The following is a 16,530-nucleotide window of genomic DNA, read 5'->3' as shown; positions in this document are numbered from 1 at the left end:
GGCTGACTGCCAGCCTGCCGCGAGGCCGGCATTTCGGGAACCGCGTTTGTCATTTTAACCCGGCCCTGTCGCCGCGGCATTCGCGGCGACGCCACCCGGGGCGCGTCGGACCCGACTTTGGTCCTTTTTAACGGCGCTGGCGCAGCGTCAGTCCGCACAGGATGGCGCCGATGATCAAGCCGACGATGCAGACGCCCGGCCAGCCGCCAGCCGCAAAGGCCAGGCCCGCCGCGGTCGAGCCGAGCGCACCGCCGATGAAATAGCTGGTCAGGTAGACCGTCGTGATGCGGCTGCGCGCCTGTGGATCGAGCGCGTAGATCACACTTTGATTGGTGATCTGTAGGCCTTGCACCCCGATGTCGAGCACGATGACGCCGACGATCAAGGCCGTCATCGAATGCACGCCGATCCACAGCGAGACGAACGACAGCAGGATCAGCGCCGCGAAGACGCGCGTTGCCAAGGCGGCGCGGCCGCCGTCGGCCAGCCGGCCGGCGGCATTAGCGGCCAGCGCGCCGGCGGCGCCGATCAGGCCGAAGGCGCCGATCGCCGACTCAGACAAGGAGTACGGCGGCGCGCGCAGCAGAAAGCTCAGCGCCGTCCAGAACAGGCTGAACGCGGCGAAGCCGAAGGCGCCGTACAGCGAGCGCTGGCGCAATACCGGCTGCTCGGCGAACAGTTGCAGCACCGAGCGCATCAGCGCGCCATATGCCAGAGGTCCGCGATGGCGGTCGTGCGGCAGCTTCCAGGCCAGCAGCGCACAGAGCAGCAGCGACAGTGCCGAGGCAAAAACGAAGACCGCTCGCCAGCCCGCGAGGTCGGCGATCAATCCGGACACGGTGCGCGCCAGCAGGATGCCGAGCAACAGGCCGCTCATCACGGTGCCGACCGCTTTGCCGCGCGTGGCGTCGTCGGCCATCGTCGCAGCCAGTGGCACCAGCAACTGCGCCGTGCAAGACGCCAGGCCGACGGCAATGCTCAACACCGCGAGCATCAGGAAATTGGCGCTCAGCGCGCTGGCCATCAGCGCCAGGACGCTGAGCGCCATCAGACCGCAGATCAGGCGGCGGCGATCCAGGCGATCGCCGAGCGGCACGATCAGCGCCAGACCGGTCGCGTAGCCGATTTGCGTCAGCGTCACCAGCAGCCCCACATCGCTTTCGCGGCGGCCGAAGGTGTGGGCCAGCAGGGCCAGCAGTGGCTGCGTGTAATAGAGGTTGGCGGCGATCGCGCCGCAGGCGAACGCGAACAACAGGGTCAGCGGGCCGGTGAGCGGATGCTCGCCGATAACGGGGCGTGCGGACATGGAGGCGGATCGGGGCGGGACGCGGAGGCGCGCCACTATACTGCGTCCCACCTGATTGCCGATGAACGACGTGAACGACGCAACCGTATCCGGCTGGAAGCCCGACAGCTGGCAGCGCAAGACCGCTGCGCAACAGCCGCACTATCCGGACGCCGATGCGCTGGCGGCGGCGTTGGGTCAGCTGCGCACCTTGCCACCGTTGGTGACGTCGTGGGAGGTCAACAACCTCAAGGCGCAGATCGCGCGGGCGCAGGCCGGCGAGACCTTCGTCCTGCAGGGCGGTGACTGCGCCGAATCGTTCGCCGACTGTCGCTCCGATGTCATCGCCAACCGGCTCAAGGTCTTGTTGCAGATGTCACTGGTGCTGGTGCATGGGCTGCGCCAACGCGTCGTGCGCATCGGCCGCTTCGCCGGGCAGTACGCCAAGCCGCGCTCGGCGGATCTGGAGACCAGGCACGGCACGACGCTGCCGAGTTATCGCGGCGACCTCGTTAACGGCCCGGACTTCACGGCAGCTGCGCGCATTCCCGATCCGCAGCGTTTGCTGGAAGGGCATATGCGCTCGGCGATGACGATCAATTTCGTCCGCGGCCTGATCGACGGCGGCTTTGCCGACCTGCATCACCCCGAGTATTGGGATCTCAGTTGGGTGCGACATTCGCCGCTGGCGGTCGAGTATCAGCGCATGGTCGACATGCTCGGCGATTCGGTGCGATTCATGGAGACGCTGGCCGGCGGCTCGATCAGCGATTTTTCGCGCGTCGATTTCTACACCTCGCACGAGGCGCTGTTGCTCTGGTCCGAGCAGGCGCAGACGCGGCAGGTACCGCGCAGCGACGGTTGGTACAACCTGTCCACGCATTTTCCGTGGATCGGCATGCGCACCGCCGAGCTCGACGGCGCGCATGTCGAGTATTGCCGTGGTATCCGCAACCCCATGGGCGTCAAAGTCAGCCCGTCGATGACCACAGAATGGGTGCTCGCTCTCTGCCGTGTTCTCAACCCCGAAAACGAGCCGGGGCGCCTGACGCTGATCCACCGCATGGGCGCCGACAAAATCGGTGATCACCTGCCGGCGCTGATCGAAGCCGTGCGCGCCGCCGGCCATCGTGTGCTGTGGATGTGTGACCCGATGCACGGCAATACGATCACCGCACCGAACGGCTTGAAGACGCGACCGTTCGAGCGCGTCGCGTCCGAAGTCGAGCAGGCTTTCGCCATTCACAAGGCCTGCGGCTCACGCCTCGGCGGTGTGCATCTGGAGCTGACCGGCGAGGACGTCACCGAATGCACCGGCGGCGCGCGCAACCTGTCGCACGAGGATTTGGAGCGGGCGTACAAGTCGCAGGTCGATCCGCGCCTCAACTACGAACAAGCCCTGGAACTGGCGATCCGTATCGCGCGTGTTGCCGGCTGAGGCGCTGCGCGGATCGACGCGCTGCTAGGCTCGCACGTCCTGCGCTCGCCAAGCAGCCCGGCCCTCGGCGTCCTGCCTCGGGCGTTCGCCGCGGTTGCGGGCTATGCCCGCAAAGCACCGCCGCTCACCCGCGCCTCAACTACGAACAAGCCCTGGAACTGGCGATCCGCATCGCGCGTGTTGCCGGCTGAGGCGCTGCGCGGATCGACGCGCTGCTAGGCTCGCACGTCCTGCGCTCGCCAAGCAGCCCGGCCCTCGGCGTCCTGCCTCGGGCGTTCGCCGCGGTTGCGGGCTATGCCCGCAAAGCACCGCCGCTCACCCGCGTCTCAACGACGAACAAGCCCTGGAACTGGCGATCCGCATCGCGCGTGTCGCCGGCTGAAGTCCGGCGTACGTTCAGCGCGCGTTGCGGCGATCTGTAGGAGCGGCGCCAGCCGCGACCGCTCCTGCGAAAGACCTCCGCGGTTGAGGTGCGCGCCTACTGCGTGGTCGAGGCGGATGCGGTGCCGACGCGGGCGATGATCCATGCATCGCGGTCGGATGAATCACCGAGTTCGGCCGCGCGCTCGTGGAAGGCTTCGGCGTACGCGCGCAGGCGCGCATCCGGGCTGGTCAGCAGCTCGGTGCGGATGCTGCGCAGGAATTTCAGGTTGCCGTTGGCGCGCACGCTGTCGAGCCAGGGCGCCGCACCCTCGATGTCGTCCTGTGCGATGAGCGTCGCGGCGTGCCGATACTGGGCTCGAAAATCGCCACTTTCCGCCGCGCGTCGATACCACTGCTGGGCCTGGTCGATATCGACCGGCACGCCGACGCCATCTTCATAGCAGCAGCCGAGCATGTGCATCGACATCGCGTGTCCGGTTTCCGCGGCGCGCTGGTAGAGCACGACCGCGTGTGCGGCGTCGCGCGGCACCTTGCCTTGGCCGGTGATCATCAGATTGGCGTAGTGATACAGGCCCCAGTCGAGGCCCATCTCGGCGGAGACGCGGTAGTACGCCGCTGCATCCTCGACGTTCTGACGGCAGCCCAGGCCGTGTTCCAGGCAGCGCCCGATGAGGTTCAGCGCCATCGGATGCTTGAGCTTGGCGGCGGACTGGAACCAACGAAGTGCCAGGGCCGGATCGCGTGCGATGCCGCGCCCTTCGAGCAGCATCTGCCCGAGCAGGACCTGAGCGTCGACATCGCCGGCCTCTGCCGCGGCGAGTACCGCGTCGGCGGCGTGCTCGGGGTTGCGGTTCACCTGCTCGCGCAGTTGGGTGATCTGCGGATTTTCGCGCTTGACGATCATGGGCACTCTCGTTGAATCAAGGTGACGATAGCAGCTGCTATTTCTGGGCGCGCATCCGGCCCATGAAGTCGCGCTTGCCGAGCGGCACGCCCTTCATGCGCAGGATGTCGTAGGCGGTTGCCGCGTGGAAATGAAAGTTCGGCATCGAAAACGACATGACGAAATTCTCGGCCGTGAAGCTGCGCTGGAACTCACCGACACGAAACACGACTTCGGCACCTGAACGCGCGTTGACGTCGGCCGGCGAGAGGCCGGCGATGCGGTCGCGGGTCGTTACCAGCAGGGCCTGCAGTGCGGCGTAGTCATCGCCGGAGCGCCGCGCCGGCGGTTCGAATAAGCCATTCTGCAGGGCGTCGAGCGCGCCGCCCGAATGGTGGGCGATCGAATGGATCTGGAAGCGGAACGGCAGCATGTCGTCGAACAACCGGGTTTCGACGATGCCCTGCAGATCGATGCCGTGCTCGGTGCAGTGCTGCTGGCCCCGTTCGAGGACGTGGATGCTGGCGTCGAGTATCTGCAGATAGTTCGGCACGGTGGCGTCGAACAGTGAGATCGTCATCGGGTTTTCTCCTCGTCGTTTTATTGGGGGGCGTCAGTGAGCGTGCTGATGCGCGTGCCCGCGGCGCGGCAGCGCAGTGGCGATCCAGGCGCGGCCGCCGCTGCGCAGCAACGAACTGGCATACAGTGCAGCGAGTGCCAGCAGCGCCAGCAGGTGCGGCGCGTCGGGCGGCGACGGCGTGAAGCCGTCAATATGCGCGCTGAGCAGTGCCACGGCGAGGATGGCGAGAACGATCCAGATCGCACTGACGTCGACCCAGCGAACGGCCACTTGCTGGACGGCGGCGCGCCAACCGCCACGCAACAGGAGCAGAACCCCGGCGAGATAGACCGCCAGCAGCCACGGTGCGGCAGCGGCGCCGATCTGCGCGAAGTGGGCAAACAGGGTGGCCGCCGGCAGTGCGTCTTCGTCGAGCCGCGACAGCATGACCAGGCCGACCAGCGCGACGAGATTGCCGATCCCTTCCAGGCGCGGCGCGTGCGGGTGCTGTACGTGCGGGTCGATGTGCGGGCGCCCGAACACGACATGCAGGATGGTGCCGGCGACCAGGGCCTGGAACCACGCCCAGCCGTCGGCGCCCAGCAAGGTCCCGAGCGTCGGCCCGGTCAGGTAGCCGCCCAGCGTACCGGCACACATCGCCAGCAGTGCCAGCATGGGCGGCCAGCGGCCGAATACCGGATACAGCAGCCACCAGATCATCAGGCCGACCGGCAGGCGGTGCACGGCAACGGCGAGCGGCAGCGCCAGCGGCACATGGGCGTCGCCGCCGGACGACAGCGCGACACCGTCGCCGAAACTGTGAATGACCAGACCGACCATTGCCAGGAGCAGCGCCGCGAGGTGTGCTTCACGGCGTGCGCGGCTGATCCAGCGTTCGAGCAGGCTGGGACCGAGCAGGCCGATGGCGACGAACAACAAGCTCCAGGTGCCACCGGCGCCAAACGTGCCGGGCACCACTTCGATCAATACCAAGCCGAAGATGCTGACGAACAGGAAGCCGTCGAGAAACGCCAGCAGACCGGCACGCGAGCGCGCCAGCGCGTACAGCAGCGGTCCACTGAGCAACGCGACGAGCGATAGGGCGAGCAGGACGAGGGACATGGGCGCGCACGAAGATTTGTAACATTATAACGCTAGCGGCCGCGGATTCATGCGAGACACCGCAGCACGCTGTTAGAGTCGTGTCCAGGGAGGAAGCGACATGAAAAAGATTCTGGCGCTGATCGCGCTGGCGATCGTGCTCGGAATCGGGGGCTGGTGGTTCTTCGTCCACCGTGCAGCCGACCGTTTCGACTACACCGCTGCGTTCGAACGTCCTGCCGCTTCGAGCGGGGGGGCGTCGCTGGTCGACGTCGTGGCGCTGGCCGGCAAGCGGCCTCAGGACATCAGCGCACTGCTCGGCAGTCCGCAGCAATGCGAGCCGGGCCAGTTCTCCGAGCGCTGCCGCTACGGCGGTATCGGCGTCGAGATCACTTACATCAAGGGCCGCGCGGACTGGATCACCGTGCCGATGGGCGGCGCCGATCTGGCGTTTGCGCCGGACAGCCTGAAGGTGATCGGCCTGCCGAGCCGCGAACCCGACGCATTTACCGAGCACGAAGACATCTGGCACGGCCTGGCGGGTTATCGCGAGGTGGTGTTGTCGGGCACGCCGCAGGGGGCGATTTATGCGCGCATCAAGGTCAGCACGCCTTGAACGGGCGGCCGCACTGGCCGCGCTGTTGTCCATTGCCGGTGTCGCACATGCCGATGCGCTGAAGCTGTTGCGCGTCACGCCGGCCGGCGACGACGTGCCGGCCAAGAGCCAGATTGTGCTGGCGTTCGACCGTGACATGGTGCCGCTCGGCCGCATGGAGCGCAGCGGCGATGAGATTCCGGTGACGGTCACGCCGTCGCCTGATTGCCAGTGGCGCTGGCTCGATACGCAAAACCTGGCCTGCCAGCCGGCCGACGGCGCGTCGCTGCGCGCGGCGACGGCTTATACGGTGGCGATTGCAGACGGATTCGTTGCGCTCGACGGCAGCGTGCTGGCGCCGGCGACGTATCGATTCTCGACCGCCTTGCCGCGCGTGCAATACGCGCGTGTCGAGCAGTGGAACGGCCCGACGCAGCCGCAGGTGATGGTGCGCTTCAATCAGCCGGTGACGGCGGCGTCGGTCGCAACCGCCGTGCGATTCGGCAATGCGGCGGCCGACGTGTCGTCGGCGTACTACGACGACGACACGCCATTCTGGACGCCGGACGGCGAAGCGCGGTCGACCTGGCTGCTGACACCGACGTCGCCGCTGCCGGCCGACGCGACGGTGGCGCTGCGGGCCGGGCCGGGGTTGCGTTCGGCGCTGGGGCCGTTGCCGGGTGCCGAGCGCCGCGACGTGCTGACCATGCAGACCTTCGCGGCGCCGCGACTGGTCGGTCTGGAATGCAATGACGGACAACAAACGCGACTCGTCGACGCCGGCGTGGCCTGTGCGCCGCTCGACGGCGTGGCGCTGGTGTTCACCGCGCCGGTGGCGCGCTCGGACTTGCTTGCCGCGCTGCAGATCACGCCCGATCCGCGTGGCGACGCCAAGCCCGAGGCTGACGCCGGCGATGACGCGGACCAGGACGACGGCAGCGGTGCGGACGACGACGGTGCGGTCGTGGTCCGCGGTAATCACCGCAAGGACCAGCACTATCGCGTGCGTCTGCCGTTTCCGCTGAAAGCCGAAGCCGAGTATCAGCTGTCGGTCGCCGGCACGCTGCAGGATCGTTTCGGTCGCGCGCTCGGCAAGACGACGGCGCTGACACTGCGCACACGGATTCGCGAGCCGAAGCTGGTGTTCGAGCATTCGCCGGCGGTGCTCGAAACCGATGTCGATTCGGAGGTACCGGCGATCGTCACCAACCTCGATCGTTTGTCGCTGTCCGGCTCGCGCACGACCGCGGACGGCACGTCCGTCGCCCAGCGCGAGATCAAGCTGCCGCCGGTGCGCAATCTGGCGTTCGCGACACCGCTGCAAATCCGTGAACTGCTTGGCGCGCACAGTGGTGTGGTGCGTGGCGGATTGACGAGTACGCCGGCGACGTCGAAAAAGCCGCGGCCGTTCTTCGCCGAGGTCACGCCGTGGGAAGTGCATGCCAAATACGGCAACGCCAATACGCTGGTCTGGGTGACGTCGATGGCCGACGGTCAGCCGGCGGCCGGCGTCGACGTTGCGGTGCTCGACGGTTGGCAGGGCAAGGCTCAGGCCACGGCGACGACCGACGCCGACGGTCTGGCCTGGCTGCCCGGCGGCGCCGAACTCGACCCGCAACTGACGCGGCTCTACCAGTCGGTCAACGACGACGACAAGCCGCCGCTGGTGTTGCGTGTCAGCAAGGGCCAGGACCTGGCGATGCTGCCGCTGTCGAACGAGTTCGAGATCGACACCTGGCGCGCGTCGCGTGAGCAGATCTACGACTGGCGGCGCGCGCGCCACGGTCATCTGCGCGCCTGGGGCACGACGGCGCAGGGCGTCTACCGCGCCGGCGACACCATTCAGTACAAGCTCTACGTCCGCGATGACGACCAGCGCAGCCTGGCGCCGGCGCCGGATCACAGCTACACGCTGCGCATCATCGACCCGACCGGCAACACGGTGCAGGAGCGCAAGGATCTGCGACTGTCGGCGTTCGGCGCGATCGACGGTGAGTTGAAGCTGCCGCGCAGCGCCGCGGTCGGCTGGTATCGCGCCGAACTGCAGCCTTCGTATGCCGACGACCTGACGCTGTCGCCGTTGCGGGTGCTGGTCTCGGATTTCGTGCCGGCGCCGTTTCACGTCAGCGCCGAGTTGCGCGGTGACGAGGCGGCGCCGGGCCGCGAGATCGGCGCCGAGGTGCGCGCGACCCTGCACGGCGGCGGCCCGTTCGCCAATGCGCAGGCGCGCATCACCGCGCGCGTCGAGTCGGCGCCGTTCGAGCCGCACAACACACTGGCGCAGCGCTACGACTTCGACACCTGGCAGCCGGGCGGCCGCGACACCGCGCCGCTGGTCGATCAGCAAGCGACGCTCGATGGCAACGGCGCCTGGCAGACCACGATCGTGCCGGGCGACGCGTCGGTGCTGGTCGGCAAGCTGGTGGTCGAGGCGACGGTACAGGACGATCGCGGTGCGTCCATCGTCGGCCAGGCCCGCATTCCGTATTTCGGCCGCGACCGCTACATCGGCATCGAGCAGCATGGCTGGGTGCGCGCCGGCACGCCGGCCACGCTCGGCACGCTGGTCGTCGATCGCGACGGCCAGCCGCAGAGCGGTGCGCCGTACTACGTGAAGATCGAGCGCAAGCTGACCAAGGGCGCGCGGGTCAAGGGTGCCGGCAATGCCTACATCACGCGCTATGTCTCCGACTGGCAGCGCGTCGCCACCTGCAAGGGGCGCTCGCATGCCGGCGGCGATACCTGCACGTTCACGCCGGACGCTGGCGGCGAGCTGCGTGCGACGGCGATGGTGCAGGATCGTCACGGCCGCCTGCACAGCTCGACGACGTGCATTTACGCGCAGGGCAACAACGCCGTGCTGTGGGAAGACCGCCCGGATTATTCGCTCGATGTGCGCATCGACAAGCCGAGCTACAAGGTCGGCGACGTGGCGCGCCTGTTCGTCAAGAATCCGTATCCCGGCGCGCAGGCGCTGATCACGGTCGAGCGCTATGGCGTACTCACGCGCCGCCTGCAGGTGCTGCAGACCGCGACGCCGGTGATCGAGATTCCGATCAAGCCCGACTATCTGCCCGGCGCCTACGTGTCGGTGGTGGTGATGTCGCCGCGCCAGTCGCAGCCGATCAAGAACGGCGTCGACCTCGGCAAGCCGGCGCTGCGCATCGGCTACGCCAAGCTGCAGGTCGACGATCCGTATCGTCAGCTCAAGGTTGACGTGAAGCCGTCCCGGGACGAGGTGCGACCGCGCGTGCCGGTGGCCGTGACCTTGCAGGCGACGCCGCGCCATGGCGACAAGACGCCGGTCGAGTTCGCGGTCGCGGTGCTCGACGAAGCGGTCTTCGATCTGATCCAGGGCGGCACCACGTATTTCGATCCGCTCCAGGGCTTCACCCAGCTCGATGCGCTGGACCTGTCGAACTACAGCCTGCTGACGCGGCTGATCGGCCGCCAGAAATTCGAGAAGAAAGGCGCCAGCAGCGGCGGTGACGGCGGCGGCGATCTGTCACTGCGCTCGATCGACAAGTTCGTCGCGTACTGGAATCCATCGCTCAAGGCCGATGCCGACGGTCGTGCGCAGTTCACGTTCACGACGCCGGACAATCTGTCGGGCTGGCGCGTGTTGGCGATGGCGGTGACGCCGGGCGACCGCATGGGCCTCGGTCAGGCAACGGTACACGTCAACAAACCGACCGAAATTCGCTCGGCGCTGCCGAATCAGCTCTCGCGCGGCGACCACGTCGACGCCGTGTTCACGATCACCAATCGCACCCCACGCACCCGCACGATCGACGTGACGATCGAAGCCAGCGGCGCCGCGCAAGGCAAAACCACGCAGCGCGTGTCGCTCCAGTCCTTCGAGCGCGGCAAGGTCGCATTGCCCCTGGATGTTGCCAGCAGCGGCGCGGTGCATTTCGCCGTGCAGGCCGGTGAGGGCGACGACGGCGATGCCTTGCAGGCCGACGTGCCGGTGCACGAACGGCCGCTGACGGTGGCTGCCGCCGGCTTCTCGGCGCTGACGGCGGAGGCACCGCTGACCGTGCCGCTGAAGCTGCCGCCCGATACGCCACGCGCGGAACTGCGGCTCGATGTCGCCAGCTCGCTGCTCGGCGATCTCGGCGGTGCGTTCACGTACATGGCCGACTATCCGTACCTGTGCTGGGAGCAGCGCCTGACCAAGGCGGTGATGGCCGCGCACTTCGAGAAGCTGCACGATCGCCTGGCGTCGCCGCCGGACTGGCCGGGCGCCGACACGCTGACGCAGCGGACGCTGGACGATGCGGCGTCGTTCCAGGCGCCGGGTGGTGGCATGACCTTCTTCGTGCCCAAGGACGAGCACCAGAGTCCTTACTTGTCGGCGTATACGGCGCTGGCGTTTGGCTGGCTGCAACAGATGGGCTATCAGCCGCCGGCCGAGGTTTGGGACAAGCTCGACGGCTACCTGCAGACACTGCTGCACGACGACCTTGGCGTCGACGGCTTCGGCACTGCCGAGTTGCGCGCGCAGATCCGCGCGGTGGCACTGGCGGCGCTGGCGCAGCACGGCAAGCTCAAGGCCGCCGACCTGCAGCGCTACCAGCCGCAGCTGCCGCGCATGGGCCTGTTCGGCGAGGCGCTCTATGCACAGGCGGCGGCGCAGACCGCCGGCGCCGCCGCGCCGCTGCAGGCCGCGCAGCAGCGCCTGCTGGCGCGCGCGCAGCAGTCGGCCGGGACGGTGTTGCTCGACGACGACCAGAGCGCCAGCTACCCGTGGACGCTGGGTTCGAAGATCGGCAGCAACTGCGCGGCGCTGTCGGCGCTGCTCGCCGATGACGATGCCGACGAAGCGCCGCTGGTTATGAAGCTGACGCGCGCCATCGCCCAGGCGCGCGGCGTCCACACGTACTGGATCAACACGCAGGCGAACGTGTTCTGCACGCGCGCGCTGATCCAGTACGCTGATCGTTACGAAGCAACGCCGTTGGCGATGACGGTGCGTGCGCTGCTGGACGGCACCGAGCTGGGTAGCGCGCAGCTCGCCGATGGCCGGTCGGCAACGATCGCCAAGCCGCTCGATGCCGAGGCGGCGTCGGCGGCGCGGCAGTTGCAGGTCCGCGGTGACGGTCAGGGCCGCGCCTATGTGACGACGACGCTGCGCTATGCGACGGCGCCGCCGACCGAGCCGCTGCAGGCCGGCCTGAGCGTGTCGCGCGCGTACTTCGTCCGCCGCGACGGGCAGTGGCAGCCGCTCGGCGGTCCGCTGATGACGGTCAAGCAGGGCGAGCAGTTGAAGATCGAGCTGTCGCTGTCGGTGCCGGCGTGGATGACCTATGTGGTCGTCGACGATCCGGTGCCGGCCGGCCTCGAACCGGTCAATCCGGATCTGGCAACGGCATCCGGTTTGAGCGCCAACGAAATGGCCCAGGCCAGCCCGGCCTATCCTTACCCGTTCTATTACCGGGCGCTGCGCTTCGACGTCGTGCGCTTCTACGCCGACAGCATCGGTGCCGGGCAGTACAAGCTGGCGTGGATCGGCCAGGCGGTCGCGACCGGTACGTTCGCCGTTGCCGAGACGCATGCCGAGCGCATGTACGACCCGGACGTGTTCGGCAACGGCGTGGCGACGCGCTTGAAGGTCGAGCCGGGAACGTGAGCGTGCGTGCCGTGGCCGCCGCGCTGCGGCGCCGTCCATTGCGGTCGGCGGTTGGCGCGCTCGTCGCGCTGCTGGTTCTGGCCACCGTGCTGTCGCAGCGCGCCTTGCCGGACACGCTGGCGCCGCGCGTCGCGGCCGGCGACGACATCGTCTTGCTCGATCGCGATGGCCGGCCGCTGCAGCTCGCCTACGACGGTGGCTGGAACCGCCAGCACCGTGTACCGCTCGAACGCATTCCGGCGACGCTGCGTACGGCCTTCGTTGCGTCCGAGGACCGGCGCTTCTGGCGCCATCATGGCGTCGACTGGCCGGGCCGTGTCGCGGCGCTGTGGACCGATCTACGCGCCGGTCGCGCGGTGCGCGGCGCGAGCACGATCAGCGAGCAGGTCGTGCGCATCCTGCACCCTCGGCCGCGCACCGTCTGGTCGCGCTGGGTCGAGGGCTTTGAAGCCTATCGTCTCGAAGCGCGCTACTCGAAGGCCGACATTCTCGAGTTTTATCTGAATCAGGTGCCCTACGGCGCCAACCGCCGCGGCGTCGCGCAGGCGGCGCGCTATTACTACGGGCGCAGTCTCGACACGCTGTCGACCGAGGAGATGCTGGCGCTGGCGGTGCTGGTGCGGGCGCCGACGCGGCTCGCCAACGAACCGCTGGCGTTGCAGTCGCGCGTGCGGCGGCTGGCGGGGGCGATGCAGGCGCGCGGTGAGCTGCCTGCGGACGTGGCGATGTCGACCGTGCCGGATTTCGTGCGCGCGCAGCCGGCGCTGCACGCCGCGTATTTCCGCGCGTTTGCCGAACGTCAGGCCCAGCAGTTGCGGCCCAGCGCAGCGCAACTGCGCACGACGCTCGATCCGGCGCTGCAGGCGGCGGCCGAAGCCTTTCTGCAGGAGCGTCTGCGCGATCTGGCACGCGACGGCGTCGGCCAGGCGGCGGCGCTGGTCGTCGATCTCGACGGCAACCGCGTCCGGGCCTATGCCAGCGCCGACCGCCTGCATCCGAACGTGGTCGGCATCGACCCGCTACAGACGCCGCGCCAGCCGGGCTCGACGCTCAAGCCGCTGCTCTACGCGCAGGCGCTCGAACGCGGCTGGCGCGCCGATACGACCATCGACGACGCCGAGCTGCGTGAACGCATCAACGGTGGCCTGCACGAATACCGCAACTACAGCCGCACCCACTACGGCACGGTGACGGTGGCCGAAGCGCTCGGCAATTCGCTGAACATTCCGGCGGTCAAGGCGCTGCAGTTCGTCGGTCAGGCGCCGTTCCTGGCGCGGCTGCAGGCGCTGGGCGTGCAAAGCCTGACCGAACCGCCCGACTACTACGGCGACGGCCTGGCGCTCGGCAACGGCGCGCTGACGCTCTACGAGCTGGTACAGGCCTATACGGCGCTGGCGCACGACGGGCAGTGGCAACCGCTGCGGGTGATCGAGGACGCTGGCCCGCAGGCGCCGCCGCGGCAGGTCATCGCGCGCGATGCGGCGCGCACGATCAGCGCGGTGCTTGCCGACGCGTCGTCGCGCCTGCTCGAATTCGGCGACGGCGGCGTGCTCCGCTTTCCGGTGCGCACCGCGGTCAAGACCGGCACGTCCAGCGATTACCGCGATGCGTGGACGGTGGCCTACAACGGCCGTTGGCTGGTCGGCGTCTGGGTCGGCAATCTGTCCGGGGTGGCGACCGACGGCATTACCGGTGCGCGCGGGCCGGCGCTGCTGACGCGCTCGTTGCTGGCGGGTCTGTCCAGCGATACGCCGTTGCGCGCCGCCACCTTGCATCTGGATCCGCAGGCCGATGCACAAGCGGCGGTCGACGCGCTGCCGTCGACGCCGCGCATCGCGCAGCCGTTCGACGGCTTGCAACTGGCGCGCGATCCGCGCATTCCCGACGACCTGGAAGTGCTGCGCTTCGAGCTGGCCTGGCGCGGTACGCCGACGACGGTGCGCTGGGAGGTCGACGGCCGGGTGGTGGCGCAGACCCCCGGCACGCAATACGACTGGCCGCTGCAGGCCGGCGTTCATCGGCTGCGTGCGATCGTGACCACGCCGGACGCCGACGATGTCTCGACGCCGACCGTCCATTTTCGCGTGCGCTAGCTCGATCCAGACTGAGCGATTTCGGCCAAGTCGCTGATCCGCCGGAGCTTTGCGAAAATTTGATGTGGCCGTGGCTTGATTCTTGCCACTTCGGCTACAGGAAGGGACTTGAGCCGGCATAATGCAGGCACATCAACAGGAGATCTCGTGGATTACCAGACCGAACGCTCCGCCCCCGTCTTGCCGCTGCGCGATGTGGTTGTTTTTCCCCACATGGCGATCCCGCTGTTCGTCGGTCGCGAGAAGTCGATCAAGGCGCTGACGGCGGCGATGCAGGATGACAAGCGCATTCTGCTGGTCGCACAAAAAACCGCCGATACCGACGAGCCGCGCGAGGAAGACCTCTACCGCGTCGGCACGCTGGCCAGCATCCTGCAGATGCTGAAGCTGCCGGACGGCACCGTGAAAGTGCTGGTCGAGGGCGTCTACCGCGCCAAGATCAGCCGCTTCGAGCTCGAAGGCGAATTTCTCGCCGCCGAGTGCGTACAGCTACCCGACGACAAGAGTTCGACGACCGACGACAAGGAAGTCGATGCCGCGACCCGTTCGGTGCTCGCGCAGTTCGAGGCCTACGCCAAGCTCAACAAAAAGATTCCCGCTGAACTGCTGCCGTCGCTGGCGAGCATGGACGCGCCCGGCCGTCTCGCCGACACCATCGCCGCGCACCTGAATCTCAAGCTCGAGGACAAGCAGGCGGTGCTCGAGATCGAGGACGCGCACAAGCGCATCGAGCACGTCATGCGTCAGCTCGAAAGCGAGATCGACGTGATGCAGATCGAGAAGAAGATCCGCACGCGCGTCAAGCAGCAGATGGAAAAGAACCAGCGCGAGTACTACCTGAATGAGCAGATGAAGGCCATTCAGAAGGAACTCGGCGAGAACGAGGACGGCCCGAGCGAGCAGGAAGAGCTTGCCAACAAGATCGAGAAGGCCGGCATGCACAAGGAGGCGAAGGGCAAGGCCGTCGCCGAATTGAACAAGCTGAAGATGATGCCGCCGATGTCGGCGGAAGCCACGGTCGTGCGCAACTATCTCGAAGTGCTGACCTCGGTGCCGTGGAAGAAGCGCACCAAGACGCACATCGACCTCGATCTGGCGCAGACCAAGCTCGACGAAGACCATTACGGTCTGGAGAAGGTCAAGGAACGCATCGTCGAGTATCTGGCGGTGCAGGCGCGCATCAAGAAGCTCAAGGGTCCGATCCTGTGCCTGGTCGGGCCGCCGGGCGTCGGCAAGACCTCGCTCGGTCGCTCGATCGCGGATGCCGTGAATCGCAAGTTCGTGCGCATGTCGCTGGGCGGCGTGCGTGACGAAGCCGAGATTCGCGGTCATCGCCGCACGTACATCGGTTCGATGCCGGGCAAGATCATCCAGAACATGCAGAAGGTCGGCGTCAAGAACCCGATGTTCCTGCTCGACGAGATCGACAAGATGGCCATGGATTTCCGTGGCGATCCGTCGTCGGCGCTGCTCGAAGTGCTCGACCCCGAGCAGAACAGCACGTTCCAGGATCACTACCTGGAGGTCGATTACGACCTGTCGGATGTGATGTTCATCGCCACCGCCAACACCCTGAACATTCCGGGGCCGCTGCTCGACCGCATGGAAGTGATCCGCCTGCCGGGTTACACCGAGGACGAGAAGGTCGCGATCGCCAAGCAGTATCTGCTGGCCAAGCAGATGAAGAACAATGGCTTGAAGGACGGCGAGTTGACGGTCACCGACGATGCGCTGCGCGAGATCGTGCGTCTGTACACGCGCGAAGCCGGCGTGCGCTCGCTCGAGCGTCTGGTCAGCAAGATCTGCCGCAAGGTCGTCAAGGAACTGCTGACCAGCAAGGACGTCACCCGCATCGAGGTGACGCCGGCCAATGTCGACAAGTATCTCGGTGTGCCGCAGTTCCGCTACGGTCGCGCCGAGGAGAAGAACCAGATCGGTCAGGTCACCGGCCTGGCGTGGACCGAGGTCGGCGGCGAGTTGCTGACGATCGAGGCGGCGCTGGCGCCCGGCAAGGGCAAGATGACGCAGACCGGTTCGCTCGGCAACGTCATGCAGGAGTCGATCCAGGCGGCGCTGACGGTGGTGCGTTCGCGCTCGACGAAGCTCGGTATCGATCCGAAGTTCTACGAGTCCAACGACATCCACGTCCACGTGCCGGAAGGCGCGACGCCGAAGGACGGTCCGTCGGCCGGTATCGCGATGTGCACGGCGCTGGTCTCGGCGCTGACCGAGATTCCGGTCAAGGCCGAGGTGGCCATGACCGGCGAAATCACGCTGCGTGGCGAGGTGTTGCCGATCGGTGGCCTCAAGGAGAAGCTGCTGGCGGCGCAGCGCGGCGGCATCAAGACGGTCTGCATCCCGCACGAGAACGTCAAGGATCTCGCCGACATTCCGGAGACGGTGAAGTCGACGCTGAACATCGAGCCGGTGCGCTGGATCGAGGAAGTGTTGAAGATCGCGCTCGAGCGTGAGCCCGAGCCGCGGGTTGAAACCGAGGCGCCGGCCACGGCTGCCGCGGACGCTGCGGACGCCGCACGAGCGCACTGAGCGCGTCGCTGTC

The 16,530-nt window shown here is 67.5% G+C and carries 9 protein-coding genes; 5 read left to right on the top strand and 4 right to left on the bottom strand.

Annotation, left to right across the window (positions count from 1 at the left end):
* Window positions 1-127 precede the first annotated feature (127 nt).
* On the bottom strand, window positions 128-1,306 hold the full coding sequence (locus G7Y82_RS13730; RefSeq protein ID WP_168148693.1) for an MFS transporter: 1,179 nt from the start codon (window positions 1,304-1,306) through the stop codon (window positions 128-130).
* 61 nt (window positions 1,307-1,367) lie between these two features.
* Between G7Y82_RS13730 and G7Y82_RS13725 the strand changes: the two genes are divergently transcribed.
* The gene (locus tag G7Y82_RS13725; RefSeq protein ID WP_168148692.1) at window positions 1,368-2,723 is read left to right on the top strand and encodes a class II 3-deoxy-7-phosphoheptulonate synthase; all 1,356 of its coding nucleotides are present in this window, start codon (window positions 1,368-1,370) and stop codon (window positions 2,721-2,723) included.
* A 478-nt stretch (window positions 2,724-3,201) separates the two neighbouring features.
* Here G7Y82_RS13725 and G7Y82_RS13720 read toward each other — a convergent pair whose 3' ends face one another.
* From G7Y82_RS13720 to G7Y82_RS13710, 3 genes are read right to left on the bottom strand one after another with little or no spacing between them, the layout of a single operon-like run.
* Window positions 3,202-4,011 (bottom strand): tetratricopeptide repeat protein, encoded by an 810-nt coding sequence (locus G7Y82_RS13720; RefSeq protein ID WP_206370697.1) that lies wholly within the window; start codon window positions 4,009-4,011, stop codon window positions 3,202-3,204.
* A gap of 37 nt (window positions 4,012-4,048) precedes the next feature.
* Window positions 4,049-4,570 carry a DUF1993 domain-containing protein gene (locus tag G7Y82_RS13715; RefSeq protein WP_168148690.1) on the bottom strand — a complete coding sequence of 174 codons (522 nt, stop codon included), beginning with the start codon at window positions 4,568-4,570 and terminating at the stop codon, window positions 4,049-4,051.
* Window positions 4,571-4,603: 33 nt separating this feature from the next.
* The gene (locus tag G7Y82_RS13710; RefSeq protein ID WP_168148689.1) at window positions 4,604-5,671 is read right to left on the bottom strand and encodes a ZIP family metal transporter; all 1,068 of its coding nucleotides are present in this window, start codon (window positions 5,669-5,671) and stop codon (window positions 4,604-4,606) included.
* Between the two features lie 100 nt (window positions 5,672-5,771).
* On the opposite strand from G7Y82_RS13710, the gene G7Y82_RS13705 reads away from it, so the two are divergent.
* The 4 genes from G7Y82_RS13705 to lon all read left to right on the top strand — a co-directional run bounded on the left by G7Y82_RS13705 (window position 5,772) and on the right by lon (window position 16,517).
* A complete protein-coding gene (locus G7Y82_RS13705) occupies window positions 5,772-6,266 on the top strand; it encodes a hypothetical protein (RefSeq protein WP_168148688.1) in 495 nt (164 codons plus the stop codon).
* Window positions 6,238-11,877: an Ig-like domain-containing alpha-2-macroglobulin family protein gene (locus G7Y82_RS13700; protein WP_168148687.1), complete on the top strand. Its 5,640-nt coding sequence runs from the start codon at window positions 6,238-6,240 to the stop codon at window positions 11,875-11,877. Before G7Y82_RS13705 ends, G7Y82_RS13700 begins: the two co-directional genes overlap by 29 nt.
* Window positions 11,874-13,970, top strand: coding sequence for a transglycosylase domain-containing protein (locus G7Y82_RS13695; protein ID WP_168148686.1), 2,097 nt, complete (start codon window positions 11,874-11,876; stop codon window positions 13,968-13,970). Before G7Y82_RS13700 ends, G7Y82_RS13695 begins: the two co-directional genes overlap by 4 nt.
* Window positions 13,971-14,183: 213 nt before the next feature.
* Window positions 14,184-16,517, top strand: a complete 2,334-nt coding sequence (gene lon / locus G7Y82_RS13690; RefSeq protein ID WP_240954302.1) for an endopeptidase La — start codon at window positions 14,184-14,186, stop codon at window positions 16,515-16,517.
* Window positions 16,518-16,530 lie beyond the last annotated feature (13 nt).

The organism is Solimonas marina (assembly GCF_012241385.1).
Taxonomy (GTDB): Bacteria; Pseudomonadota; Gammaproteobacteria; order Nevskiales; family Nevskiaceae; genus Solimonas; species Solimonas marina.
The sequence above is the reverse complement of the archived record's forward strand: the minus strand, read 5'-3'. Positions and strand labels throughout refer to the sequence as shown.